Origin of the sequence: Streptomyces sp. RPT161 (assembly GCF_027533845.1) — a bacterium.
GTDB lineage: Bacteria > Actinomycetota > Actinomycetes > Streptomycetales > Streptomycetaceae > Streptantibioticus_A > Streptantibioticus_A silvisoli_A.
The window spans coordinates 137,123-162,412 of record NZ_JAPZVN010000006.1; the positions used below are offsets into that span (position 1 = coordinate 137,123).

At 68.4% G+C, this 25,290-nt stretch carries 15 protein-coding genes and 1 pseudogene; 8 read left to right on the forward strand and 8 right to left on the reverse strand.

What is annotated here, in order from left to right; genetic code table 11:
* Nucleotides 1-25: 25 nt before the first annotated feature.
* From O5O46_RS15335 to O5O46_RS15350, 4 genes are all read left to right on the forward strand, one after another.
* The gene (locus O5O46_RS15335; RefSeq protein ID WP_269855981.1) at nt 26-958 is read left to right on the forward strand and encodes an alpha/beta hydrolase family protein; all 933 of its coding nucleotides are present in this window, start codon (nt 26-28) and stop codon (nt 956-958) included.
* A gap of 41 nt (nt 959-999) precedes the next feature.
* On the forward strand, nt 1,000-1,860 hold the full coding sequence (locus tag O5O46_RS15340) for an LLM class flavin-dependent oxidoreductase (RefSeq protein ID WP_269856121.1): 861 nt from the start codon (nt 1,000-1,002) through the stop codon (nt 1,858-1,860).
* A 15-nt stretch (nt 1,861-1,875) separates the two neighbouring features.
* Nucleotides 1,876-2,844, forward strand: coding sequence for an alpha/beta hydrolase (locus O5O46_RS15345; RefSeq protein WP_269855982.1), 969 nt, complete (start codon nt 1,876-1,878; stop codon nt 2,842-2,844).
* Nucleotides 2,845-3,400: 556 nt separating this feature from the next.
* A complete protein-coding gene (locus O5O46_RS15350) occupies nt 3,401-3,727 on the forward strand; it encodes a hypothetical protein (RefSeq protein ID WP_269855983.1) in 327 nt (108 codons plus the stop codon).
* Nucleotides 3,728-3,977: 250 nt separating this feature from the next.
* Here O5O46_RS15350 and O5O46_RS15355 read toward each other — a convergent pair whose 3' ends face one another.
* Entirely contained in the window at nt 3,978-5,003 is a 1,026-nt protein-coding gene (locus tag O5O46_RS15355; RefSeq protein WP_269855984.1) for an NADP-dependent oxidoreductase, read from the reverse strand.
* 172 nt (nt 5,004-5,175) lie between these two features.
* Here O5O46_RS15355 and O5O46_RS15360 point away from each other — a divergent pair, with 172 nt between their 5' ends.
* Entirely contained in the window at nt 5,176-6,171 is a 996-nt protein-coding gene (locus O5O46_RS15360) for a GlxA family transcriptional regulator (RefSeq protein ID WP_269856122.1), read from the forward strand.
* Nucleotides 6,172-6,808: 637 nt separating this feature from the next.
* Here O5O46_RS15360 and O5O46_RS15365 read toward each other — a convergent pair.
* From O5O46_RS15365 to O5O46_RS15390, 5 genes and pseudogenes are all read right to left on the reverse strand, one after another.
* Nucleotides 6,809-7,684 (reverse strand): cyclase family protein, encoded by an 876-nt coding sequence (locus tag O5O46_RS15365; RefSeq protein WP_269855985.1) that lies wholly within the window; start codon nt 7,682-7,684, stop codon nt 6,809-6,811.
* A gap of 644 nt (nt 7,685-8,328) precedes the next feature.
* Nucleotides 8,329-8,438 (reverse strand): annotated as a pseudogene (locus O5O46_RS35485) (IS982 family transposase); the annotation flags it as partial.
* Nucleotides 8,439-9,024: 586 nt separating this feature from the next.
* Nucleotides 9,025-10,932 carry a YncE family protein gene (locus tag O5O46_RS15375; protein WP_269855987.1) on the reverse strand — a complete coding sequence of 636 codons (1,908 nt, stop codon included), beginning with the start codon at nt 10,930-10,932 and terminating at the stop codon, nt 9,025-9,027.
* Between the two features lie 194 nt (nt 10,933-11,126).
* Nucleotides 11,127-11,582 (reverse strand): hypothetical protein, encoded by a 456-nt coding sequence (locus tag O5O46_RS15380; protein ID WP_269855988.1) that lies wholly within the window; start codon nt 11,580-11,582, stop codon nt 11,127-11,129.
* A gap of 1,540 nt (nt 11,583-13,122) precedes the next feature.
* Nucleotides 13,123-13,326, reverse strand: coding sequence for a hypothetical protein (locus tag O5O46_RS15390; RefSeq protein ID WP_269855989.1), 204 nt, complete (start codon nt 13,324-13,326; stop codon nt 13,123-13,125).
* A gap of 599 nt (nt 13,327-13,925) precedes the next feature.
* On the opposite strand from O5O46_RS15390, the gene O5O46_RS15395 reads away from it, so the two are divergent.
* The 3 genes from O5O46_RS15395 to O5O46_RS15405 all read left to right on the forward strand — a co-directional run bounded on the left by O5O46_RS15395 (nt 13,926) and on the right by O5O46_RS15405 (nt 15,657).
* Complete coding sequence (locus O5O46_RS15395; RefSeq protein ID WP_269855990.1) at nt 13,926-14,261, forward strand: ArsR/SmtB family transcription factor; 336 nt, start codon at nt 13,926-13,928, stop codon at nt 14,259-14,261.
* Nucleotides 14,261-14,965, forward strand: a complete 705-nt coding sequence (locus O5O46_RS15400) for a cation transporter (protein ID WP_269855991.1) — start codon at nt 14,261-14,263, stop codon at nt 14,963-14,965. The genes O5O46_RS15395 and O5O46_RS15400 overlap by 1 nt, the downstream gene beginning before the upstream one ends.
* Before the next feature lie 251 nt (nt 14,966-15,216).
* Complete coding sequence (locus O5O46_RS15405; RefSeq protein WP_269855992.1) at nt 15,217-15,657, forward strand: class I SAM-dependent methyltransferase; 441 nt, start codon at nt 15,217-15,219, stop codon at nt 15,655-15,657.
* Between the two features lie 761 nt (nt 15,658-16,418).
* On the opposite strand, the gene O5O46_RS15410 is transcribed toward O5O46_RS15405, so the two are convergent.
* Both O5O46_RS15410 and O5O46_RS15415 read right to left on the reverse strand, forming a co-directional pair.
* Complete coding sequence (locus tag O5O46_RS15410; RefSeq protein WP_269855993.1) at nt 16,419-16,841, reverse strand: hypothetical protein; 423 nt, start codon at nt 16,839-16,841, stop codon at nt 16,419-16,421.
* Nucleotides 16,842-17,374: 533 nt separating this feature from the next.
* The gene (locus tag O5O46_RS15415; protein ID WP_269855994.1) at nt 17,375-25,255 is read right to left on the reverse strand and encodes a type I polyketide synthase; all 7,881 of its coding nucleotides are present in this window, start codon (nt 25,253-25,255) and stop codon (nt 17,375-17,377) included.
* Nucleotides 25,256-25,290 lie beyond the last annotated feature (35 nt).

The window sequence follows — 25,290 nt, forward strand, 5'->3', positions numbered from 1 at the left end:
GCACATCGAGAAAGGCATTCACCACATGAGCAGCACCACGTCAGCGGACGGCGGCAACGCCCTCACCGCCTCGGTCATCTCTGTCAGTCCGATCGCGTTGCCCGCCCCGGACCGCGGCCAGGACGTGCAGGTACGGGTCACAGCGCCCACGACCGGCCACAACCTGCCCGTCGTCGTCTTCTCGCACGGCATGACCCTGACCATGGACGATTACGCACCACTGGTCGGCTTCTGGGCCGCCCGCGGCTTCGTCGTCATCCAGCCCACACATCTCGACTCCCTTGGCCTCGCCCCGGACGACCCGCGCACCCCGCTCATCTGGCGCATCCGCACCGACGACCTCACTCACGTCCTGGACCAGCTCGACACGCTTGAAGCCGCCGTGCCCGGGCTGGCCGGCCGCATCGACCACGACCGCATTGCGGTAGCCGGACATTCCTGGGGCGCGCAGACCGCCAGCACCCTGGCGGGCGCACGGGTCGTCGGCGCCGACGGCACTCCCAGTGAGAGCATGGCCGACCCGCGAGTCAGCGCGGCCGTGCTGCTGTGCCTGCCCGGTACCGGCGGCGCCGATCTGAGTCCGCTCGCCACCCAGTACTTCCCGTTCATGAACCCTGATTTCGCCGAGCTGAAGACACCCAGTCTTATGGTCGCCGGCGACGCGGACCAGTCTCCGCTCACGGTGCGCGGTCCGGACTGGTTCACCGACGGCCACCGCCTCAGCCCGGGCGCCACCGATCTGCTGACCCTGTTCGGCGCGGAACACGGACTCGGCGGCATTCAGGGCGCCAACGACCCGCGCACCACCGACGAAAGCCCCGAGCGTGTCGCGCTCGTCCAACACGCCACCCTGGCGTATCTGCGTACCGCACTGGGCCTGGACAACGACGCGTGGCCTACCGCCCGTCGGACTCTGGCTGCGGCCGCCGACCCGCTGGGAAGCATCGACTCGAAGTGACCAACCACCTGGCACCGACCGGTAAATCCAGCTTCGGAATCATGACCGCCCCGGCGCAGGTCGCCTACGACGACGTCCTGCGGGTCTGGCACGAGGCGGACGGCATCCCTCAGATCGAGCACGCCTGGCTGTTCGACCACCTCATGCCGCTCGGCGGCGACCCAAACGGGCCCACCTTCGAGGGCTGGACACTGCTTTCCGCTCTCGCGGCCCAAACCGAGCGGTTGCGGCTCGGGTTGATGGTCACCAGCAACAGGTTCCGCCCACCGGCCATGCTGGCCAAGATCTCCGCCACTGTCGATGCCGTCTCCGGCGGTCGGCTCGAGTTCGGTATCGGCGCGGGCTCTCGCACCGACGTGCCACTGGCCCGGCGTGAGTACGCAGCTCACGGCCTTCCCTTCCACGATGCCGCCCACGCGGTCGGAAGCCTCGCCGAGGCGTGCACGATCATCCGCAGACTATGGACCGAAGCCTCACCATTCGACTTCCACGGCGAGTACCACCATCTGACGGGCGCGTTCTGCAGTCCCAAACCCGTCCAGCATCCACGCCCCCCGATCCTGATCGGCGGCCAGGCCACCCGGACGCTGCGCGTGGTTGCCGAGCATGCGGACCGGTGGAACATGCCCGGAGGCAGCATCGACAAGGCGATCGAGCGCAGCGCCACCCTCGACCGGCTGTGCGAGGAAACCGGCCGTGACCCGGCTGAGATCACCCGATCCATCGTCCTGCCCGTCTCCTACGATCGCCCTCAGCACACCCGCCACACCATCCGCGCGGCGCTCGATGGCGGGTTCAGCCACATCGTGCTCGGACTGGGCGCGCCCTACCCGACCGGCGTCGCACGCTGGGTTGCCGACACCATCATCGCCCCCCTCTCCGACAAGATCACCGCTCCCTGAACCGAGGAATCGCCGATGGCCAGGACACACCCACCGCTCGATCCTGAGCTCGCCGCAGTGCTGAGGGTCGTACACGAACACCTATCACCGACCATTACCGCCGAGGACATCGAGGAACTGCGGGCCAACCCCATATTCGCGGTCCCGGACGAGCTCCTGACGCGCAACGGGACGCTCCAACTGCAGAACTTGTCCGTACCCGGCCCGGCGGGCGCTCCGGAGGTTTCGCTCCTCGTCCTCAAGCCGGTGGGTCTGGCGCCAGGAGCGCCCATCCTCTACTACATGCACGGCGGCGGCATGATCATCGGCAACAACCGCACGGTAGGCGGCGGCGTGCTGGACTGGGCCGTCGACATCGGCGCCATCGTGGTGTCGGTGGAGTACCGCCTGGCACCGGAGCACCCCGACCCGGCGCCGATCGAGGACTGCTACGCGGGTCTGCTGGGGACCCATAGGCTCGCCACGGAGATAGGCGGTGACCCGAACCGCATCGTCGTCACCGGAGCGAGCGCCGGCGGCGGGCTCGCGGCCGGCGTGGCGCTTCTCGCACGCGACCGCGGTGGCCCTGAGCTGCTGGGTCAATTGATCATGTGCCCGATGCTCGACGACCGGTTCCTCACACCGAGCAGCCAGGAACTGCACGGCGAGGGCCTCTGGGACACCACCAGCAACATGACCGGATGGAACGCGTTGCTCGGCGAACGCAGAGGTGGCAGCGACGTCAGCATCTACACGGCGCCTGCGAGGGCGACCGACCTGGCTGGCTTGCCCAGCTCCTTCATCGACGTCGGCTCTGTCGAGACCTTCCGCGACGAGGACATTGATTACGCCGCTCGGCTGCTGCAGGCCGGCGTCCAGACCGAGTTGCACGTCTGGCCGGGCGGTTTCCACGGGTTCGACGGCATCGCGCCACAAGCTGCGCTGTCGCAGACCGCATCGGCGACCCGCAGCGCCTGGGTCAGGCGACTCTTGGCCGCGGGCTGACAAGCAGCAGGACGACTTGATCTGCACGCGCGTGAACACCTGGAGATGGCGGGCCAGACCACTCTGCTGGGCGCGGCGCGGATCCAGTAAGCCGCTCGCGGGAGACACGACGGCCGTCACGGCGAGCTACCGCAGCACTGGCGGCGGAGGAAAGGACGGCGTCAAGGCCTACGTCCTCGCTACGAAGGTCCCGCTGGACGCGTCCAAGCAGGTGGAGTCGATCACCCGGCCGGCGCTGGCCGTCGATCAGGCACAGTCGGTGGCCACGACCCTCGGCGAACTCGCCCTCGGGACGCCTCTGAGCGGCAGCGCCCCGGGCCGGCTCACCGGTTGGTGCGCTCGATCGGCTCCCGGGCCGCCGTGCGGAACCACCCGCACGCGCTGGACGCCGCGACGCGGGCGCCGGTCCTGCAGGCCGTCGAGTCCGCCCGGTCGGTCCTCCCGCTGCTCGGCGCGGAGGCGACCGGGCCCTCCCGCGCCGGCTCGGCGGTGGCGGACCGGCCGTCCAGTTCCGGCCACAGAACCGGCTGCCCTCCAGCCGGTACCGACGGGCCAGTTGAGCTTCTCGCTGGCCTCGCTAGTGCCGCCGGAGGCCGTGGCCCGGTTGAACGCTGCGCTGGCCAGCGATGATCCTGAAGGGGTGGCGGCAGGCCGGCAGTACGCCGAGCAGCTGGGCGGCGCCGTGGTCGAGCAGGTCCAGGCACGCTGGGTGGACGAGGGGCCGGTGACCGGGCAGGTGCGCCTGGAGATCACCGCCACCGTCGACCAGATGCACGCGGCGATGCAGCTCACCCGGTTCTCCGCCGACCGGCTCGGCCACCAGATCCAGCTCACCTTCGGGCCGATGGGGTCGTACAACATCTGCCCCTCCGGGACCCGGTGAGAGGCGCCCCGGCACGCCGCGTACATCCGGGTCGCCGCCGGACTGCCAGGCAACAATCATCGGAGGCCGTGGACGGGAGCTGGCCAAGCCCGGCAAGGGACCGCGGTCGTCGCCGGGCTGATGCGGCAGGCCGACCGTGCGGCCGGCACCCCTCCTCGCCACCGCGTCCTCCTCAAACAGCGGCAGGCTCCGGCACCACCGAATGCGGGACAGGGCCGTTGACCGGACACCCCTTCGTCGCTGTCATGGCTCAGCGCACGGTGAGGACCAGCTTGCCCGTGGTGCGGCCCGTCTCCGCGAGGGCGTGGGCCCGGGCGCCTTCGGCGAGGGGGAAGGTTCCGGAGACGTGGGCGCGGAGCCTGCCCCGGTCGACGAGCTCGGCGATGGCGCGCATGCCGGCCTGGTCGTGCTCGACGGCCAGGTGCGCGGCGCGGACCTGTGCCTTCTCCGCCGCTGCGCGGGTTCCTTCGGCGCCGGGCAGCAGGGTGACGAGGACGCCGCCGGGGCGGAGCACGCCCACGGAACGGATGGCGTTCTCTCCGCCGAGGGCGTCGAGGACGACGTCGTAACGCTCCTGGGTGTCGGTGAAGTCCTCGGAGCGGTGGTCGACGCAGACGTCCGCGCCGAGTTCGCTCAGGAAACCGTGCTTGGGGGCGCTCGCCGTCCCGGTGACGTGTGCGCCGCGCTCCTTGGCGATCTGTACGGCGAGATGACCGACACCGCCGGCCGCGGCGTGGATCAGCACGCGCTGCCCGGCCCGGAGGCCCGCGGTGTCGACGAGTGCCTGCCAGGCGGTGAGCGCGGCCAGCGGCAGAGCAGCCGCCTGGACGTGATCGATCCCGGCGGGCTTGGCGACGAAGGCGCGGGTGGGGCCGGTCACGTACTCGGCGTGGGAGCCGGCCCCGTACGGGTAGGGGAGCATGCCGAACACCTCGTCACCGGGCCGGAAGAGGGTGACGCCGTGGCCGGTCTCCACCACGGTGCCGGAGACGTCCCAGCCGAGGGTCAGCGGCGGGGGCGGCAGGAAGCCACTGTGGGCGCGGTGCTTGAAGTCCGTGGGGTTGAGTCCGGCCGCGTGCCCGGCGACGAGGATCTCCCCGATGCCGGGCGCGGGCCGGGGAAGCTCGGTCAGCCGTAGAACCTCGGGGCCGCCGAGGGCGGTCTGATGCAGGGCGAGCATCCTGGGAGCACCGTCCGGGACGGCAGGGCCCGGGGAGTCCGTGGCGTGCGCACTGGCCGGGGAGTCGAGGTTCTCAGGGGTGTCCGTCGAAGTCATGCCCCGATCCTGGCCGTACGGTCCGGCCCGGGGCGATGGCTAGAAGGTCATCATCCGATACATTCCTGCCATGCCCCCTGCCACCCCCCGCACTCCGAGCGTCCGCCCCGCGTCCGCCGCGCCCTCCCGGGCCCGTGACCTCGCCGAGCGCACGGCCGAACTGGACCGCCGAATGAGCCCGGACCCGCGGCCCGGCGCCCACAAGGTCGTCGTCCTCGCCCTCGACGGCGTCTACCCCTTCGAACTCGGCATCCCGCACCGAGTGCTGGGTTCCGCCGAGGGCCGCTACGAGGTGCTGTCCGCGAGCGTGGACGGGCGGCCCGTGCGTACCGACTCGGACCTGACCGTCACCCCCGGGCACGGTCCCGGGGTGCTGGCCGAGGCGGACACCGTGGTCATCCCCCCGTACGCGATCACCCGGGCCTCGGCCGCCGCCCCGGACCCGCAGGCCCTCGCCGCCCTGTCCCGCGTCCGCCCCGGCACCCGCCTGGTGTCCATCTGCACCGGTGCCTTCCTGCTGGCCGCCGCCGGTCTCCTGGACGGGCGCCGGGCCACCACCCACTGGGCGCTCACCGACCATTTCCAGGATCTGTTCCCCCGGGTCGAGCTTGACGCCGGCGTGCTCTTCGTCGACCACGGTGACGTGCTGACCTCCGCGGGGGCGGCGAGCGGTGTCGACGTCTGCCTGCACCTGGTGCGCCGGGACCACGGCAGCGAGGTGGCCAACCAGGTCGCCCGCCTTTGCGTCGTGCCGCCGTACCGGGACGGCGGGCAGGCGCAGTACATCGAGCGGCCGCTGCCGCCGGCGAGCGGAACCGGCACCGGGCCGACCCGCGACTGGGCGCTGCGGCGGCTGGAACTGCCCCTGACGCTGGACGAGCTGGCCGCGCACGCGGCGATGAGCACCCGTACCTTCGCCCGGCGCTTTAGGGAGGAGACCGGTCTGAGCCCCGGCCGCTGGCTGATCCAGCAGCGGCTGCGGCGGGCGCGGCACCTGCTGGAGTCCAGTGACCTGCCAGTGGAACGGGTCGCCCACGAGGTCGGCTTCGCCACCGCCACATCGCTACGGCGGCACCTGGCGGGGGAGGCGGGTGTCGCCCCGTCGGCGTACCGGCGCACTTTCCGCGCCTCCCACACAGGCGTTCACGACCGGTATGACCAAGCATGACGATCACCGTGCTCGGCTGCCGTTGGATATGAGCCGGAGCCGGTCGAAGCCGCGTGACCCGTGTCCCGGGGACCGGGGGCAGAGCCCCGTTGCCCGTTCCAGCAGGGCGACGCCGAGGTACATCACTGTCCGGGGCGCGGTGCCGCCGAAAGCAACGGTGGTCACGGCCGAGACCCCGGTGAGGACGAACAGCGCCGGGATGTCCGGCCGCACCGACACCGCCCGGTTGCGCCTGGACCACCTGCGGTAGTGCCTTGCGCTCGCCCGAGTCGAGGGCCGGTCCGGGCGACGGGGTGCCGCAGGAGACCGTCGGCGATGCCCGGCCCTACGGGGCCGCATGGGGACGTCCCTCCCCGTCGGCCATGAAGCCACCCGGCGGCTCGAACGGGACATCCGCAACGGTGCCGTCCTGCGACCAACGGCATCTCGACGCCGATCGGGGGTGCGGTGGTGCCTCTGCCCGCGGCCGCGAGCGACGGAGCCGGCTGATGAGCCCTGGGCGGACGAGACACGGGACGCGAGTGCGGGCCCCTGGATTCGGTCGCATGCCCGGATCCAGGGGCCACCACGACTGCAGGCGCGGCTATTCCGGCCGGCCGCCGGGCACTGGTCCCAGGCGGCGCCACAGTGGTGTCCGTCAGAAGACGGCCAGCGGGTTGACCGGGACGCCGGTCAGTCCGTGGATGCGTGGGGGTGCCACCACGAACAGGAAGGCGTAGCGGTTCAACTCCGTGCATACGGCGGCCAGTTCCTCCACCTCCGCCACGTCGATCAGGGGCATGCCCAGCAGTGGCAGAGCGACGCGGTGCAGCGGTGCGGGCACGGCCGTTTCCAGGGCTGGGTAGGCGTCGCCGAGGTCGCCGGCGTACAGGGATATGCCGCGCTGGTGCATCCACCGCACCGCGTCCAGCGTGACGCCCGGCAGCGGTTTCTCGAAGTCGACGACACCGGCCCATCCGCCGCGCAGCACCAGGGCGTCCCCGGATTCCAGCCGTACGCCCTGGCGGGCCTCGGCCGCCTCGAAGTCCTCCGGGGTGATCGGGTGCGCCGCGGGCAGCGGGCCGTCGAACGCCAGGTCGAGCAGGACGCCCCGGGTGGAGATGCCGGCGGCGAACGCCGCGGTGGAACCGCGCCGTACGCCGGCCGGTGTCACGCTCTCGGCGAGGGGATGTCCCGGGTAGACCTTGCCGTCCAGAACCTGGTGCCCCAGGGCGTCGATGTGGGTCGAGCTCACGTGATGGTTGGTCACCAGGATCATGTCCACGGTCGCGGGCACGTCCCCGGCGTACTGCATGATCTGCTGGACCGGCGAGCTGTCGCGGGCGAGGGGCGCGAAGGGCCCGCTGACGAACGGCGTCGGCCGGATCGGCCGGGCCAGCGACACCGTTCGTCCGGTACGGGCCTGTGCGGCACCCCTGGCCCGGGCCTCCTCGGTGATCAGGTTGAGCGTGCCCAGTTCGTCGTCCGCGCCCCATCGGCCCCAGTTGCTCGGCAGTTCCTGGTCGTTGGCCATGTCTGTGATGTCCTCTCTCTGTTGTCTTGCCCGTGGTGGTGGGATCGGGGGAGGGGCCGGTCGCCCCTCCCTGCGTGTGTGCGTCGTCGGGAGGTGAGCACTCCGGTCAGGTCACTGCCGACAAGCGGCAGGTCCTGTTCGCCGAGGACGCGCCAGGCATTGGCGCGACCGAGCCGGTCAAGCCGGGCGCAGGCACCGGCGGGAGGGTCCCGCTTGTCCCGCAGTCACCGCTGCTCGAGCCGGCCAGGCCTCTCGACGGGGCTTCTCCGCCGGGCGGTCGGCCGGCTGCCTGGGCTGGTTCGTGCGGCTGATCGCTGCTGACCGTGGCTGATCGCTGTCGGTCTCCGGACTGTCGCCGGTGTCTCCGGGTTCCGGAAGCGGCCAGACGGTGGCAGAGCCGGGGGAATCCCTTCATCCTTTCGGGTGGCGGTGACGCCGCCGGTGATCGAGATCGTCGAGTCACCGTCGGTGGCGGTCGGCGCGGGGTCGCTTCTGCGAGCGGTGCCGTTCCCTGACGGAGCGCCAAAATGGAAGCGCAGGACGGTTCGGCGCACGAGCAGAAAGCGGAGCGCTGCTCCGTATACTATACGGAGCGCGGTTCCGTTGTGCAGGGGGCAGCCGCACCAACTCCGGCTCCGCCGTCGGACGGTCTGCCCCGGAGTGCGGCGACGACGTGGGGTGCGGTGTCCAAGGTGCCGCCGAGGGCCTCCCGTTCGCCGGCCGCGGCGCCGGTGAGCGCGAACAGGACCGGCAGCGCGACCGGTTCGGCGTTACTGAACGCGGGCACGATCGGACAGTTCGGGGGATCGGCTGCTGGCGGTTGGAGCCGAGCCGCGTCGGGACGGCGGTGATCCGACGCGGTTGGGCGCGGGATCCGAGGTTTCCTCTGACGGTTGCCGCTGCGCGCTTCTGAGCTCCGCAGCCTGCCGGTCGGGGAGCCGCCATGAACTTGACGTCGTCGAGTGCAAGTGATGACACCAGATGTCATCCCTTGTGTCGCCTGCGCGGAAGCCGCAGGTGCGCCCGATCACTCACCGGCCGGCGTAACAGGTGGGGGCGCAGGGGCGTCCCGGAAGGATCGACGGAGGCGGCTTATTGAGAAGTAGACCGGTCTATTAGCGGCAGCCAGCCCCGGGGCCGAACGCCCCACGGGCCCTTGGTGGCCTCCTCGAGCCTGGAGCCCGCGGAGACCTTCACGCTGTAGCCGACGGGAATGCCGACCGGGTAGCCCTCCGACGATATGGCAAAGGCGGGCATGAGCAACCTTCGATCACGTGAGCCTCGGGAACCCACACGATCAAGGCATCCATGCCCGCCCACCCGAAAAAGAACGCCCTACGCTACGACTTTGTCGAGGCGTCAGGCAGCACGCCGGAGATCCGCAACAGCTTGCCCTGCCGGTTGCTGACGTAGATCCAGCCCTTGTCGCGGTCCAGCGCGACGCCGCAGACCGTGCCGAGACCGTCGGCCACCACCCGCTGACGTCCCTTAGCCTCGCCGTCAGCCACGACGACCTCACGCAGCTTGCCGCCGCCCGAGTCGGAGACGTATGCGTTGACCGCGCCATCCAGCGCTACGCGAACGCTATTCCCGAGATTGGTGGCCACGAGCTGCGGAGTGCCGCCATCTGCCTTCAGGTCGACCTCGTACAGCCCGCTGCGGTCGTACTCGCCGACGTACGCCTTGCCCCCCTTCAGCGCTACTCCGGCGGCCCTGGGCACGTCCCAGGTGCGCCGCTTCTCCGCCGGTTCGCTGTTCAGGTCGAACTCGATCAGCTTCCCGCTTTCGACGTCGGTGACATAGGCCTTTTTGCCCGGCAGGTCCAGCGCGACGCCGTACGCGTACATGCCCTCGGCGACCGTGACCGGGGAGGCGGAGCGGTCGGACAGGTTCACCGTGAACAGACGCCTGCCGCTGTAGTCGGCGACGTAGGCCTTGTTGCCCGGCAGGTCCAGCGCCACATCGTTGACTTGGCCCAGCTTCTCCAAGACCCAGTCCGTGCCGCCGCTGGTGAGGTCCACCTTGTACAGCTTGCCGCCGTTGTACCGGTCGGTGACGTACGCCTTTTGGTTCACAAGGTCCAGCGCAAGGCCATCGGCAGTCCCAAACCCGGTGGCGAGCTCGACGGGAGCCTCTCTCGAGCTCTGTTGCTCTTCGCCACCACCCTTGTAAAGAGGGTGATCCTTCTTGTCGAAGTTGAGTTTTTCAAGCTCGAAGACCTCGTGCACGCCGGCGAGGGTAGAGACGACCTCGGCTTCCCCTTTTTGCATAAATGGCTTGCCTTCATCGGTCAAGTCGAAGGTCTCCGTAGCCGCACCAGTTTCACCGAGTTTCCAGGCAATCACCTTGGAGTATTTGGGTTCCTGGGCTTGTGGGCCGTCCGGGCGGGTCTCCTTGACCTCTACTGGCTCTGGGTAGTACAAAGCGACCCACCCGCCAAAGGAGATGGGGAATTCGTAGTCGAACCTCCTCACCTGACGTCGCTGCGTGGCCAGGACATCTACCCGGCTGCCAACATCCCCGCTCAGCGTGGACGATGTTTTGAACGAAGTGGTCAACGAACCACTGACGGAAGCAGTGATCCCAAGCATCAGCTGTGCCGATAATTCCCCGGTACCCGTGGCGGTACTCGTGGCTGTCGTCGTACTTGTCGTTTGTGACTGAGACTCTGCGTCAACACCCTGATTGTCTTTGCTGTTCTTCAGGGTCATCTTCTCGGATTGGTTCACCGCCATGCTCTTCTGCAGTTGCTGCTGGAGTGATGCGGTGGTTTTTGCCCCGAAAGTGAGCTGTACCTGCCCCTGGAGCGACCAGCTGATTGTGTTCGAAATCGAGAATTCGACAGTGTGCGACCACTTGGTGGGAGTGGGGTCGGTTCGGTTGACGAACGTTTGCTTGGAGATCACGTCAGGCGGGGGCTGTGCAATGTCGCTGCGTTCTTCGACCAGCGGTACGCCCACTGTCATGTAGGCGCGCCACCCGCGCTCGTGTGCCGCATCCTCCCCATCGGGAAAGTCGCCGAATCGCCCCTTGTTCAGAGAAAACCCGGTAGGAGCGATATACCGGTCCGTGCCATCTGCTGATTTCTTCTCGGCCTTCCTCTTCAGTTTATCCTTGTCCCGCTCCAGGATGGCAGAGGCCTTGTCGGCAATATTGAGCTCCTTAAGGTTTCGCCCTGTCAGCGGGTGGCGCACAAATCGTTCGCCAAGATAGGCTGTACTCACGTTGCTATTGGTGGCGCCGCCCATGCCCCTCAGCCTCCTTGTGTAGCAGAACTCAACGATTTGTCAGTGTTGCTTGTGAGCTGTTCCCGGCCCTGGCGTGACCGGATGAGAAGCCGTCAAGCCGCCGAGTAGGGCCGTTGCTGCTGCTCAAGGGCCGGATCATGAAACCGGGACTTTGAACAGCCGTCCGGCCCTCAAGGTGGCTTCCTAACCGGCCCTCACCACTTGACCGACCCATCGTCAGTCCTTGTGACGCTTTTGGCCGATTTGTAGTTATCCTTCTTCAACTCTTCTAGATCTCCGTCGCTGATCTTTGGTCGGTCTTCGTCCCTAATCTCGACCTCCACCTTTTTGAATGCCTCATCCTTGGCCGAAGATGCCATACCGGATGTCGATTCGGGGTTTTCGCTGGCTTCCCGCTGCTTGGCGGCTACTGTCTGGGTGTTCTTGAATAGGGGAGTGATGAAGTTGTTCATGATGTCGAGCGCCTCAGGCGACGTCTCGCGCATGATCTTCGGGTCGCGCGCAGCTTCAGGAATGCCGTCGTAGAGCTCCGGATCAACCCCTTCCCGTTCGGGCCAGGCGCCCGGAATGTTTTCGTATACCTTTTGAGCGGACTCTTCGGCGGACTTGGCTTCACTTCCGCCGCTGTCGAAGATGTTCTTAAAGGACATGACCTTCCCTTCGGGTCCTCTCGCGGACGCAAAATCACACCTTGTAAATAGGGTGATTTTTCTCGCGGTGATTAAGCCTTCCCCTTCGAAGACCTCGGTGAACGGCTTGGCTTTGTCGGTCAGGTTGAAATGTTCCTTATCGTCGTCGCCAGCCTCGCCGAGCCTCCATGACCGCCTTATGGTATTTCGGTTCCTCGGTCTGACCGTCTTGTGCGAGACTCCTCGGTCCTACTCGCTCGGGTAAAGCAAAGCGACCCATGCAAAGCAACCCATCCCCCCAATGGCGATGAGGTTTTCGTCGTCGAACGTCCTCACCTGACGTCGCTGCGTGGCCGGACATCTACCGGCTACCAATACGCGCACTAAGGCCAGTCATATTTCGCCAAGGCAGCTGGTGCGGAACGGCACTTTCGCCGCCCATTGCCTGGAGCCTCCTTGCGTCATCCGCTGTGTGCACCAGGATCTTCCTGTGCTTGCCTACCCTTCTGATGATCGACCTATTCAGCTCGGCCATGCGATTTCTCGCCCACCGCCTGGCTGCAGGCTGGCTGTGGCATTATTTTGGGCCACCGCGACGGCTGGAACTGATCCCCGGTTGGTTTCCGATTGAACGATGCTCTCAAATGGCCCCGCCTACGACCTGCAAGGACCAGCTTGGAGGGGCCGTCTTAGGACGTCATCGAACTGCAGATTGCGTTGAGTCCTGGCCAAATCGGTGGTCCCCAAAATTGAGCCAGACTGGTGGGTCTCCTGCCTATTGGTCGGGTGTGAGTGCCGCGAGGGGGGGACATGCGGCAACTGGCGCCTGCGGCGTAGGAGGACCTGCGGCTAGGGGCATTGCGGCGCTGGAGTCGGGGCGAGTTCGGACGTACGGTCGGGCCGCAGTGGTCTTCAGGGTGTTGGAGCGGTCGGTGCTCACTTGGTGGCGGCCCTTCCGGGCGGTCGGCCAGGCGGTGCGGCAACCGCGCACCGGTTTGGACGAGTTGCTCGATGCCTCGGCGCGCGGGTCGGCACTTCAGGCGATGATGGGGACTGAACATCCCTGCGCACCCGAGTACGGAGCGGTTCTCAACAAACCGTCGCGTCCCTGCTCCTCGGCAGGGCAACTTACCTGTCCCGTGGCCGGGGAGCCTATAGATCGCCACCAACACCACCGCTACGCGGACCGGCCGAACCACCGTGTGAGGATGATCTCCGGCTGCGAACTCGCCAGAGCCGCTGAGGTGCAGAGACGCGTACGCTTGAACTTGCCTTGGGCCATCGCCTTCTCGTCCTCCTGGAACTCGTGCGGGCAGCGCCGCCCACTGAGCGCCACGCCGGTGCTAGTTGCCTACTTCTTCGATCCTGACGTGATCGGTACGCTGCCCGACGCGCGTGTCCCGGATGCCTCGGTGGAGGACCGGCAGGCACTCCTCGACCTTGTCGGTGAATCCGGCTGGAAGAACCAGTACGCCGAGGATGAGACCGTGCTGCTGGGGCCCCGGTGCAGACAGTGCTCTCTCGTCCGGCCGACGCCGAGTGTGCCAGTCGAGCGTGGGGCTCACGGGGTCCAGCGGAACTTGTCGCCTCCTAGCCAGCGCACGTCCTCCGGGTCGTCCAGGTCGACGTGTTCCAGTCCTGCCTGGTGTGCGAGGCGCAGCACGTCGAACAGGTCGTGAGCGATGCCGACGCGGTCCCTGCGGATCTGCACGACGCGGAATGGCGGGTCCCCGGGTTGGACAGGGAAAACGACGACTGCGCTCATGGTGTCTAGCGTGCGGCAACCATTCGTCAGAGCGCTACTAGACACTCGCCAACCCTGCCTCCATGGTGCCGGGAGCCTAGCCGGCGAGCGCGGCACGGTCGAAGGGCACGATGCCCAACTCAAGAGCAGCGACTCGCGCGGGCTTCGTGGAAGTCGACGTCGTGATCAGTACGGCCACGTCGGCACCGTGCTGCGTGGAGCAGGTTCCGGCGAAGCTCTGCGCCTCGCCGGAAGTCACCTTGTGGCTGGAGGGCGTAGAGCTTGCATTGAGAGGCGATGAATCGGCCGGTTGGGGCGTTGGCGGAGACGTCCTTCGCGAGGTCTCCAGCACCACCCGTGCGCGACGCGTTGGCGCAGCCATCGTGGAGTGGCGAGTTGGGTGGAGACACCGTCGATGGAGTCCCCAACCCTCGATCAGCTTCAGGTCAAATCTGACCTGGCGGGTGCGGGCCGGTTGGCGTTTCCCGTTTCGGCGGCCACTTGATGAAGTGTCAAGTGGCCGCCGTTTGACCACGCCAAGTAATCGCGGGGCCGTCCTGTTGAGGGGGCGGCATGCGACAGAGATTCCTGAATTCAGGATCTCCTGTATCGTCAGAGGTGTGCTGACACTTGTCTCCGAGGTCGAGGTGCTGGCGCGGTTCGGCCGCGCGCTCGCCGACCCGATTCGCTGCCGACTGCTGCTCGCGCTGCGCGAGGCTCCCGCCCACCCGTCGGACTTGGCCGACCGGCTGGGTATCTCCCGCACCCGGCTGTCGAACCACCTGGCCTGCCTGCGCGACTGCGGGCTGGTGGTAGCGGTACCAATTGGCCGCCGCACACGCTACGAACTCGCCGACCCCCGTCTCGGGCACGCACTCGACGACCTACGGACCGCCGTGGTCGCCGTCGAGGCGGACCGCGGTTGTGTGGACGCCGACGAGAAGGGCTGCTGCTGATGGCTGTCCTCACCCTCGGCCCGTCGCGGGCCCGCCGGGACATCCTTGCCCGCCGCATACGCCTGCTGGTGTTCGCGACCATCACCTACAACGTCATCGAGGCGGCCGTCGCCCTCACCGCCGGCGCCCTGGCCTCGTCCACGGCGCTGATCGGCTTCGGCCTGGACTCCCTGATCGAGGTCTCCTCCGCCGCAGCGGTCGCTTGGCAGTTCTCCGCCCGTGACCACGCGGTGCGCCAGGCACGGGAGAAGGCCACGCTTCGGATCATCGCCGTCTCGTTCTTCGCACTCGCCGCCTACGTGACCGTCGACTCCGCCCGCGCGCTCGCTGGCTCCGAACAGGTCCAGCACTCCCCGCCTGGCATCGCCCTGGCCGCACTGTCCCTGGCCGTGATGCCCGTTCTATCCGCCGCCCAGCGCCGGGCTGGACGTGAACTCGGCTCCGCCGCCGCTGTTGCCGACTCCAAGCAGACCCTGCTGTGCACCTACCTGTCCGCCGTGCTCCTGGTCGGCCTGCTTGCCAACGCCCTGCTTGGCTGGTCCTGGGCCGACCCGATCGCCGCTCTGATAGTCGCGGTGGTCGCCGTGAAGGAAGGCCGCGACGCCTGGCACGGCGACGCCTGCTGCACCCTCCCCCCGCCCGCGCTCACGCAGGCCGATCGCGCGGCTGGCGGCTGCCGAGCTGGCTGCGACTGCTGCACGTGACCTCAGCCGTCACGCACGGCAAGGCCGCCGGCAGCCATAGGCGTAACTGGCCGCCAGTGGCGAGTCGCAACTGGCCGTCCGCAGGGAATCCTTCTGGCCACTGCTACTTGGTGGGCCTGAGCCCTTGGGTTGGCCGGTGGCGAACCGGTGTGGCCTGTCGCCTGCGTTGTCGTGGAGATGCGTGGGGTAGTCAGACGTCCTGATGCTTCTGATGCGTGGGAAACTCGTCTGTGGTCGGTCGAGATGACGTCATGACCGCAGCGTTCGACCGGCATTCCTGGGCAGGAGCGCTGGTCGCAAGCCCTTCGCGAGCACGGGGGGCGTGGTCGCAAAGTGCGTGCCGAAACGCCCATTTGACCGAGGCGGTCGGGAGTCTGGGCCCCGGCGTCGCCCTCGATGCGGGCTGTGGGCACGGGGCTGAGGCGCTCTGGCTCGCCGCGCGTGGATGGCAGGTTGCCGCGGTCGTCTTCTCCAAGTCCGCCCTGGCTCATGCTCGGTCGACGGCCGGAGTCATCGGGGCGGACGTGGCCGAGCGCGTCGACTGGGTCGAAGGGGATCTTGCAACCTGCGCCCTGCGGCCTGGCCGCTACGACCTCGTCGCCTGTCTGTACGTCCACGTGGCGGTGGCGATGGAGGAGATGGTGCAGCGGGACTGCGACGGGGGTCGCGCTCGGCGGGAGGCCTGTTCCTGATCGGCCACCGCCCGATCGACCCGGCCACCGGAGCCGCAACTCTCGCGGCCGGTCAGGTGCAGGTCTCCGTCGATGAGGCGGTCGCTGCACGCGATCCCGCCCGCTGAGAGTCCGTCGTCGCCGACGACCGCCCACGTGCCGTGGCCAGCGCCGGTGTCTGTCATTTGGGCTCGATGCCTGTCCTGACAGTGAAACCCGATTGCTGCCTTTCGGGGCAGCACAACAACTCACTTCTTGATCACGCAGCCTCAGCACTTCAGCTGACGAATCCCACCAGATCGAGAGCTCTGGGCTGCGACCGGCCAACTATCGGTAGTCCGACCGCAGGACTTTGGTTGCGCCGTTCGCGGTGCCGGGTCGCGGGCAGCCGACGAGTGGTACACCCTCACCGGCGGCCCCGTGCCACTCCCGCCGAACCTGTTGGGAGCAATCCACGCTGCCGTCCTTAAACGTGGACGGCGCGCGGAAGGCCAGAGCTCCCCGTGACTGCGACTGCTGCGTGGTGTGGGGAACGGCGACAGCCGCAGCGCTGCCAGGCGTACCCCGAGCTTACGAAGTAGGGCGAGCAAGCCGGTGGAGGGTCGTTTCCCAAACTTGGGAAACGACCCTCCACCGCTATGCGTATGGCCGTGGGCGAGCCCCCAACCGGCCGGGCCCTCGCCGACGGCCGCGCGTCGCCTCTTGCCTGGAGATGTGAACGCGCGGCGTGTCGTTGGTTCTTCGGCCTTTAGCGCCTGCTTGCGAAATCATTTCCGCGCAGGTCAGCGGACGTGCACCGTCACCACTTCGGAGGCGTGGAGGCGCACGGGGCGGTGGTCGTGCTTGCTGGTCAGGCCGTAGAGCACCGCACGGAATTTCAGGTCGCCGCGGCGCGCGGACGTGCCGTGTGTGCTGACACGCGCGTCGCCCTTGGCCGGGACACTGCAGTTCTCCTGGTGCCAACCCTCGCCGAAGCCGTTCTCCTCCAGGCATAGCTGGTGCAGGTAGCCGGCGCTGTCGTCGGTGCCGTGCGCCGTGACCGTGATGGTCTTGCCGACGTGCGCCGTGTGCGGCGCCGTGATGTCCACACCGCCCTTGGCGAACGCCGGCGCGGCGGCCAGAGTCACCGTGGCCAGACCCAGCGCACCGATCACGGCCACACGGCCGCCCCGCGCCTTCATCCCGGTCTTCTTCGTCCTGGTCATGGACTTCCCTCCCGTGGATCTCCCCCATGGTGAGACCCACCCCCTTCGCGAAGGCGCCCAGTGCGCCTCGCTGATCACCCACACGAGCTCGCCACCCGAGCCGGTTGCAACTCCCCGGGCGCCGTTACAGATCCACGACAAATTGCATTAGCAGCCGGAGCGGTTGGTCCCACCGAAGATGCGCCGCACCGCCCGAGGTTGAACCGCGTCCGCGTGGGCGATGCGGTTCATGCACCCGCGCGTACGACCCCGCAAACCCTCTTGACCGAGGCCGCGGACCAGGAGAAATGCAGCGCACCGGATGATGCGCCAGCCCTCGGCGCCCGCACCGGCGGCCGGTGCATATCGACCGCACTGGAGGGGCACAGGTGTGGCGGCGGCGCGGCTATCGGTGCGCACCGGCCACAGGGCGTTCCGTGGGCCCGATTCAGGGGCTCGGTGCGCATTGCCTACCGCCTACCATGCGCAGCATGTATGACCATGGCCTGGTGGTGTGCACCGAGCGGGAGCTCACCGGTTCTGGTCGGGCTCTACTACGGGCAGGCTTGTGGTGTGGTGGGGTCGTGCCGGATGCGTGGCCCTGGCAGGGGCCTCGGGGTGTCGGTAGGGGCGGTCGCCAGGCCGAGGCGGGTGTGGATGATGCGGGCGAAGTCGGCGATGGTGCCGTTACTGCGCAGGAGTTCCATTGGGGGGATGTCGATGTCGTACTGCTGGCGGACGGTGACCAGCAGTTCGGTTCCCATGAGGGAGTCGAGGCCGTATTCGTCCAAGCGGCGGTGGTGGTCGATGCGGTCGGCTGTGGTGTGGAGTACCGCGGCGAGGAGTTCGGCCATGGAGTCGGCGATGAACTGGTGGGCTTGCGCGGGGCTCAACTCGGCGAGTAGGGCCAGTAACTCCTCGTGGGTATGTGCGGTGGCATCGATGTGCGACGGCAGCAACAACGCTATTCGGGGGGCTTGGAGAGTGGGCAGGAGCCTGGCTAGCGGAATCCAGTTGTAGCGGCCGATGGCGACGGATGCCTCGCCCGTGACCAGGGTGTCTTGCAGGGTGCGGAACGCCTCGGCGGGGGTGAGGGGTTCGATGCCGGCTTGCGCCATGGTGCGGGTGAGGTTGTTGCGGGCGACGTACCCGGTCTCACCGATGGCTCCCCAGGAGATCACGTTGGCGTGGTGTCCTTCGTGGCGGCGGTGTCGGGTGAGCGCTTCGAGGTAGAGGTTGCCGGCCGCGTAGGGGGCTTGGGTGATGTGACCGATCGTGGCGGCGACCGAGGAGTAGGAGAGGAACAGGTCGATCGGCCGGTCGGCGGTGAGGGCGTTGAGGGTGTGGGCGCCGGTGAGTTTGGGGGCGAGTACGGCGCGGAACCGCTCGTCGGTCAGTTCTGTCAAGGGTGCGTCGTCCAGGTGCATGGCGCAGTGTGCGACGCCGCGCAGTGGATGCCCGCTGGCGTCGATGGCGCGGGCGATGTGGTGCAGGGCCTCGGGGTCGGTGATGTCCGCGGTGTAGGCGTGGGCGTGTACGCCGCGTCCGGCTAGGTCGGCGAGGAGAGCGGGGGCTTCGGGGGACTGGTCGCCGCGTCGGCTGACGAGGGCCAGGTGGCGGGCCCCGCGATCGGCGAGCCAGCGGGCGGTGGCCGCGCCGAAGCCGCTCAGCCCGCCGGTGACCAGGTAGGTTGCTTCGGTGCTCAGAGGGGCGACGGGGCGGTGGCGCTCGATCGCCGGGGGTTCGTCGAGAGGGTCGAAGGTGATGACGATCTTGCCGATGTGCCGGGAGTGCTGCATCAGTCGGAAGGCGTCGGCGATGCGGGCGGCCGGGTGGACGGTGTGCAGTAGTGGGCGGTAGCGGCCCGTCCGGATCGCTTCACCGATCTGCCGGAACTGTTCTCTGGCGCGGTCGGGGTCGTGCAGGAGGGCTGTGAGGTCGACGCCGAAGAAGGCGATGTTCTTGGCGAACGGCCGCAGCAGCAGTGGTTTGTTCTCGTAGATGTCGCGTTTGCCGAGTTCGATGAAGCGTCCACCGAAGGCGAGGGTCTCCAGGCCCCGGGAAATCGCCTCCCCTGCCAGGGAGTTGACCACCACGTCCACGCCACGGCCGCCGGTGATCTGCCGGACCTGTTCGGCGAAGTCCAACGTGCGGGAATCCAGGACGTGTTCGACGCCGAGGTTATGCAACAGGGCCCGTTTGACAGGGTCCCCGGCGGTCGCGATGACACGGGCGCCTAGGTGCCGCGCGTACTGCAGGGCCGCGAGCCCCACGCCACCGGCGCCTGCGTGGATCAGTACGGTTTCGCCGGGCGCCAGCCGGGCCAAGTGGCCCAGGCTGTAGTGGACGGTGAGGAAGACGACGGGCATCGTGGCCGCTTCGGCCCACGTCATGTCGTCGGGTACCCGCATCACCGCGTCGGCGGTGATGCGCACGTGGGAGGCGAGCGCCCCGGGAGCCAGGGCGGCGACACGGTCGCCGATGGCTATCCCGCAGACGCCTTCCCCGACGGCTTCGACGACTCCGGCGCACTCCATGCCGGGGCCGACCTGGGTTTCGAACCCGGCGTCGGCGTCGGCGGGCAGGACTCCGATGGTCTGCATCAGATCGTGGTAGTTGAGGGCGGCGGTGCGGACGGCGATGACGACCTGCCCCGGTCCGGGGGCGGGGCGCTCGGTCTCGGTCCAGGCGAGCCGGTAGGCCAGGCCTGGACTGTGCACGTTGAGGGTGAAGGCAGGCACGTCGGCCGGTCCGGTGGTGCCCTGTGGGGTGATGGTCCGGTCGGTGATCCGGGGGACGAACCGGCCGCCGCGTGTGAGGGCGATCTCGTCTTCGTCACCGCGGGTGAGCAGTTCTCTGGTGGCACGTCGGGCGGCAGCGACCGGGTCATCGCCGGCGTCGAGGGACAGGCGGCGCACGGTGATGCGAGGGTGTTCGTTGGCAAGGGTGCGGGCCAGTCCCCAACTGGTGGCGTCCACTGGGGAGAGGGGCAGCTCAGGTGCAGGCAGGGCACCGGTAGGCCGGGTGATCAGCCACAGCACGATCCGCTGTACCGCGGGTAGGCGCTCGCAGGCGGCGGCGAAGGCACGTAGCACGGCGGCGCGGTGGGTCGCTGTGCGCAGTTCCGTGGCGGCATCGCAGCGGGTCTTTCCGGCAAGGACGAAGGCGACAGTGACTGTTGGGGCGCTTTCGGCTTCCAGCAGGTCCTGCCAGCGGTCGACATCAGTCGGGGCTGGCAGGTGCCGTACGGGTGCGCCGGTGGTTCGCAGGCTTTCGACCAGTGCGTCGCAGAGCGTTGGGGCCGACCCTTCTGCGGCAGTCGGGTCGACGGCCACGATCCACCTGCCGTCCGGCGGCGCCGCGGGCAGCGCGACAGGGCTGGCGGCACCGCCGGGCGCCGCGGCGAGAAGCACAGAGAAGTCACCGCAGGTGGCTTCGTGCGCGTTCTGGACGACGTCGGTGTACCCGACCTGGCGCAGCAGTGGCGGCCAACGGTCGGCGGGGAGCAAGATGCCGTCGGGCCGCAGTTCGTGGTCAGTGAAGCTCCAGAACGCCTCCATCATGCCGAACTGGGGGGCCAGCACGCGGGCGTTGTGGGTTTCGACAGCCAGGAGGTGGCCGCCGGGCGCCAGAAGACGGCGCACTCTCGCCAGCGCGCCCGTCAGGTCACGGGAGGTGTGCAGGGCGTTGGACGCGATGACGAGATCGAACCCGCTGTCGGTGAAGCCCTGCTCGACCAGATCGCGGTCCAGGTCGAGGGTGCGCGGTTCAAGGAAGTCCCAGTCGGCGAACCGCTCTTCGCTGCGACTCAAGAAGAGCGGTGAGACGTCGGTGAACAGGTAGCGGGTGCGTTCCGGCGGCAGCAGTGGCAGCAGCGCCCGTGTGGTGCCGCCGGTGCCCGCCCCCACCTCGAGGACGCGCAGCGGTCTGTCTGCCGGCCAGCGCGCCACCATGGCACCAACGAGGGCCTGCACGGTGCGATTGAGGTGGTTCATGACAGGGGCTGTACTGAAGAAGTGTTCGAACCGCTCCATGCCGCCGTCGCAGACCAGCGCTTCGAGAGGATCCAGCATGCCGCGCCAGATCTCCCCGAGGTGCGGGGCGTTGAAGGCATACAGCGCGGTCTCGGTGCAGTAGGAGGGCAGATCGCGTACCAGACGGTGCACGAGATCCTCGACACCCAGGTCAGTACGCCTCAGTTGCCACCTGCCGTCGTCCTGACGCCGCAGCAGCCCGTGCTCTTCCTGTATGGAAGCGAACAGCTCCAGTACACGGCGGTGGCGCACCAGCACCCCGCATTCGATGAGGTCCTCGATGGTGAACGGCTGTGCTGGATCGGGCAGCAGACCAGCGAAGGCCGCGGCACTGGCGTACGCAGTGATCTCGAACAGGGCGCGTCGTGCGCGGTCCCAGTGATGCCGCCGCCAGTCGGGCAGCAGCGCTGTGGTGCGCTCCCGCGCCTCCTCGGCGAGAATCGACGGTCTTGGCAGCGGGGACGGTTCACACGGCAGGTCGGTGTGAGGAGCGGCCCGCATGACGGGGACATGAATGCTCAGAGGGGTGGTGCGCATACCGTCGAAGCGTCGCAGTCGGCACCCTTCCAACTCGGCGACCACGGCGCCGTCGGGATCGGTGACGATGATGTCCCAGCACACCTCAGTCGAGGTACGGACGCGTTCGCGCACGTGCACCCGCCCCTCAGCCGGTGGCGTGCGCCAGACACGGACGGCGTCGAGCGCGCTGGGCAGATAGGCTCGTCGACCGTCAGCCATCAGGTCGGCGAGGAGCGGCGCACCGGCCTGAATCGCGCCGTCCAGCAGGGCTGGATGGGCCTCGTAGCCCTCGGTCGGGCCGACATGGCGGTAGGCGGCGATGACCTCCCCGTCGCCCACGCGTAGTTCACGCAGCACCTGGAACGCCGGGCCGTAGTCCAGCCCCGCGGCAGCCAGTTCGCGAGACTGCGTTGCGACATCGACCAGCCGGACGCAGCGCGCCTCGACCGCCGCGAGGTCGACGACGGACGGGCATGCACGCAGCAGTCGGCGCACCAGGCCCCGGGCGTGCTGCTGAACCTGACTGTCACCGCCTTCGCTGGCGCCGATACTGACGATCCCGTCCTCGGGTGAGAAAGCCACGTGCAGGAGGACCTGCCCGGGGTCATTCCACGGCACAACCAGCGCCCGGTAAAGCTCCAGGTGTGTAACCTCCGCAGGGGCGTTGAACACGCGCCGTCCGGCGGCCAGTGCCATCTCCACGAAGCCGGTAGCGGGCAGGATGACCGTCCCGCCGACGCGGTGTTCGCCCAACCAGGGTGCCTGACCTGGCTCCACCGCGCCCTTCCACGTCGGCCAGACCTCACGCATCCGGTCGCCCAGAAGCGGATGGTCGTATCCGCCGCCTTTGCCCAGGCCCCCCGTCCACGCCGACGCATCCCCGCTCCAGTACCGCTGGCGCTGCCAGGGATAGGCCGGAAGTGTGACCACCCGGCCGGGCTTTGGGAAGTGGACGTGCCAGTCAACCTCGGCGCCGGAGGCGATCAGCGCGGCGGTGGCATGAGACATCCCGGTTGGCCCGTCCTCGCCGCGGACGATGGTGGGCACCAAGGCCACCTGCCGGGTCGTGCCGTCGGCGATTCGGCGCAGGTACGGGCGCAGGATCGGGTGCGGGCCGATATCGGCGAAGACGTCGTACCCCTTGTCCAGCAGGTGCTCGATCGCGGGGGCGAAGAGCACCGCCTGGCGCATGTTGAGCCACCAGTAGTCGGCATCCAGCACAGCCCCGTCGATCGGCGCGCCGGTGACACAGGAGATCATGGGGATACGGGCCAGCCGCGGGCGTAGCGAGCTCAGAGCTGACTTCAAGGGAGCCTCGGCCGGGTCCATCGCCCGACTGTGGAAGGCGTAGTCGAGGTCCAGAAGGGTACAGACGATCCGCCGGTCCCTGAGATCCCCCACGAGGGCTTCCACCCCATCCGCGGGTCCCGCTACCGTGACGTCACGGCCGGAGTTGACGCACGCGATCTCGACTCCGGAAAAGGGCGCGATCGCCTCCTCGGCTTCCTCCCGGGGCAGAGTAACGGAGGCCATCCGTCCCTGAGCCGCCATCTGTGCTTGCAGACGGCTACGGGTGGCCACCACCAGCGCCGCGTCTTCGAGGGTTAGCGCCCCGGCCACATACGCTGCCGGGATTTCGCCGACGCTGTGGCCGACGACCGCTGTCGGCTCCAGGCCCTGAGCGCGCAGCACTTTCGCGATCCCGATCTGGACCGCGAACAACATCGGCTGGGACACCGCTGTCGAGCGCAGCTGGCTCTCCTCCGGCATGCGCCGCATCTCGTCGAGGACCGACCAGCCCAGCAACGGAGCGAGCACCCGGTCGGCCTCCTCGACCGTCTCTCGGAACACCGCAACCTTGGTGAGCAGATCAGCCGCCATCCCGGGCCACTGCGCCCCGTTGCCGGAGAACGCGAACACGCAACGGCCGCCACGCACGGCTTCGGCGACCGCACCTGACCGGTCCACCTGGGAGGCGTGAGCGTGGTATCCGGCATCGCTTCCGCGCTCTTGCCGCGCGTCGCTGGACGCGGACGCGTCGGCTGGCCCGTCAGTGCCGGGTGCTTCGGTTGACAATTCCTCCACGAGCCCGGCGACCGGTTCCGGCGAGTCAGCGTCTTCGGGCACGCCGTTGGCCTGCTTGGTCAACGAGCGCCGCAGTAAGGCCAGTTTGCGCCTCACCTCGGTCGTGCCGCTCGCTAGATCATCGTCGGCCACGGCATCCATCGCTGCTGGAACCTGTTCGGCCAAGGAAGTCAACCGCTCGGCCGCCTCGGCCGCGTCGGCCGCGAAAACCACCGCCCGGTGTTGGTGTCGGCCGCGTCGCACACACGCGGTGTAGGCCAAGTCGTAGAACTCCTGCGGGCAGGCGGATGCCAGCCGCTCGGCGGTGCGCCGCAGGGCATCGGCCAGCGCGGGCCGGGAACGGCCGCTGACCAGCATCGGCAAGACCGTCTCGTCCCGGGAAGCGCTCGCCTCGGAGCTGACGGGGTCGCCGGGTGTTCCAGGCAGCGCCTGTTCCGGCTTCACCGGAGCAGCCGGTAAAGGCAGCGCCACGGTCCCTTCGGCGGTCAACGGGGCTGCGGCCAGCACCACGTGGGCGTTGGCACCGCCGAAACCGAAGGAGTTGACGCCCACCACGGTGCGCTCGCTCACCTCGATGGGCACGGCCTCGACAGCCGGCGCCAGACCCAGTGCAGCGAAGTCGACGTGCGGGCTGGGCGGTGTGGCGTGCAAGGTCGGTGGGACCAAGCCGTGCCGCAGTACCAGCATGCCCTTGAACACACCGGTGATTCCGGAAGCTGGTTCTGAGTGGCCCAGGTTGGACTTCACCGAGCCGATCGGCAGCGCACCGCAGGTTCGGCGCACCCCAAGGGCGTTGCCGATGGCCTGGCACTCGATGGGATCGCCGACCGGGGTGCCGGTGCCGTGCGCCTCCAGATACGCCACGTCATCCGGGTCGACCCGGCAGCGGTCATAGACCTGGCGCAGCAGGGCCTCCTGGCTCTCTGCCTTGGGCAGGGCCAGGCCCGGTGTTCGCCCGTCGCTGCCCGTGGCACCGTCGACCACGACCGCGTGGATCCGATCACCGTCGGCGAGCGCGTCCGACAGGCGCTTCAGCAGTACCACACCGCCGCCCTCGGCCCGCACGTATCCGTCCGCGTCCGCCGAGAAGGAGCGGCACCGCCCACTGGGTGAAAGCATCGCCGCCTGGCAAAACCCGACAAAGTGGTACGGGCTCAGCAGGACGTTCACGCCCCCGACCAACGCCATCCGACTCTGCCCAGCCAGTAACGCCTGATGTGCCTGCACCAACGCCACAAGCGAGGACGAACACGCCGTGTCCACCGCCATACTCGGCCCACGCAGGTCAAAGAAGTGCGACAGCCGATTCGCCGCGATCGACGAAGCCGCCCCCGACATGGTGTAGGCATTCACGCCTCTCGGCGAGAGCATCTGCAACGCACCGTAGGACTGGTCGGAGATCCCAACGAACACTGCAGTGTCCGAACCCGCCAGCGCCTCCGGGCAAATGCCGGCATCGTCCAGCGCTTCCACCGACATCTCCATCAACAGCCGCTGCTGCGGGTCCATCTGCGTCGCCTCACGCGGCGCGATGCCGAAGAATTCGGCGTCGAAAGAGTCGATGCCCTCCAGAAAACCGCCCGCCGCGGTGTACGACTTGCCCGGACGCGGCATCAAGGTGTCGACGAACCGCTCAGGGGCGAACCGCTCGGCCGGCACCTCCCCAATAAGGTCGAGGCCCGCTTCCAAAGCCAGCCACAGACCGTCAAGGTCACTGATGGCGCCTGGCAGTCGGCAACCCACGCCAATCACTGCGACCGGCTCCACCGGCCCTGCCGCGAACCCACTCCCGCGCATAGCCCAGCCCCTTTGTTCCCACTTGCAAGGTCCTA

What these genes read in the sequence shown, in the direction of transcription:
- O5O46_RS15335 (WP_269855981.1), top strand. Translation starts at nt 26, where the DNA reads ATGAGCAGCACCACGTCAGCGGACGGCGGCAACGCCCTCACCGCCTCG.
- O5O46_RS15340 (WP_269856121.1), top strand. Translation starts at nt 1,000, where the DNA reads ATGACCGCCCCGGCGCAGGTCGCCTACGACGACGTCCTGCGGGTCTGG.
- O5O46_RS15345 (WP_269855982.1), top strand. Translation starts at nt 1,876, where the DNA reads ATGGCCAGGACACACCCACCGCTCGATCCTGAGCTCGCCGCAGTGCTG.
- O5O46_RS15355 (WP_269855984.1), bottom strand. Translation starts at nt 5,003, where the DNA reads ATGACTTCGACGGACACCCCTGAGAACCTCGACTCCCCGGCCAGTGCG.
- O5O46_RS15360 (WP_269856122.1), top strand. Translation starts at nt 5,176, where the DNA reads ATGAGCCCGGACCCGCGGCCCGGCGCCCACAAGGTCGTCGTCCTCGCC.
- O5O46_RS15365 (WP_269855985.1), bottom strand. Translation starts at nt 7,684, where the DNA reads ATGGCCAACGACCAGGAACTGCCGAGCAACTGGGGCCGATGGGGCGCG.
- O5O46_RS15375 (WP_269855987.1), bottom strand. Translation starts at nt 10,932, where the DNA reads ATGGGCGGCGCCACCAATAGCAACGTGAGTACAGCCTATCTTGGCGAA.
- O5O46_RS15380 (WP_269855988.1), bottom strand. Translation starts at nt 11,582, where the DNA reads ATGTCCTTTAAGAACATCTTCGACAGCGGCGGAAGTGAAGCCAAGTCC.
- O5O46_RS15390 (WP_269855989.1), bottom strand. Translation starts at nt 13,326, where the DNA reads ATGAGCGCAGTCGTCGTTTTCCCTGTCCAACCCGGGGACCCGCCATTC.
- O5O46_RS15400 (WP_269855991.1), top strand. Translation starts at nt 14,261, where the DNA reads ATGGCTGTCCTCACCCTCGGCCCGTCGCGGGCCCGCCGGGACATCCTT.
- O5O46_RS15405 (WP_269855992.1), top strand. Translation starts at nt 15,217, where the DNA reads ATGACCGCAGCGTTCGACCGGCATTCCTGGGCAGGAGCGCTGGTCGCA.
- O5O46_RS15410 (WP_269855993.1), bottom strand. Translation starts at nt 16,841, where the DNA reads ATGACCAGGACGAAGAAGACCGGGATGAAGGCGCGGGGCGGCCGTGTG.
- O5O46_RS15415 (WP_269855994.1), bottom strand. Translation starts at nt 25,255, where the DNA reads ATGCGCGGGAGTGGGTTCGCGGCAGGGCCGGTGGAGCCGGTCGCAGTG.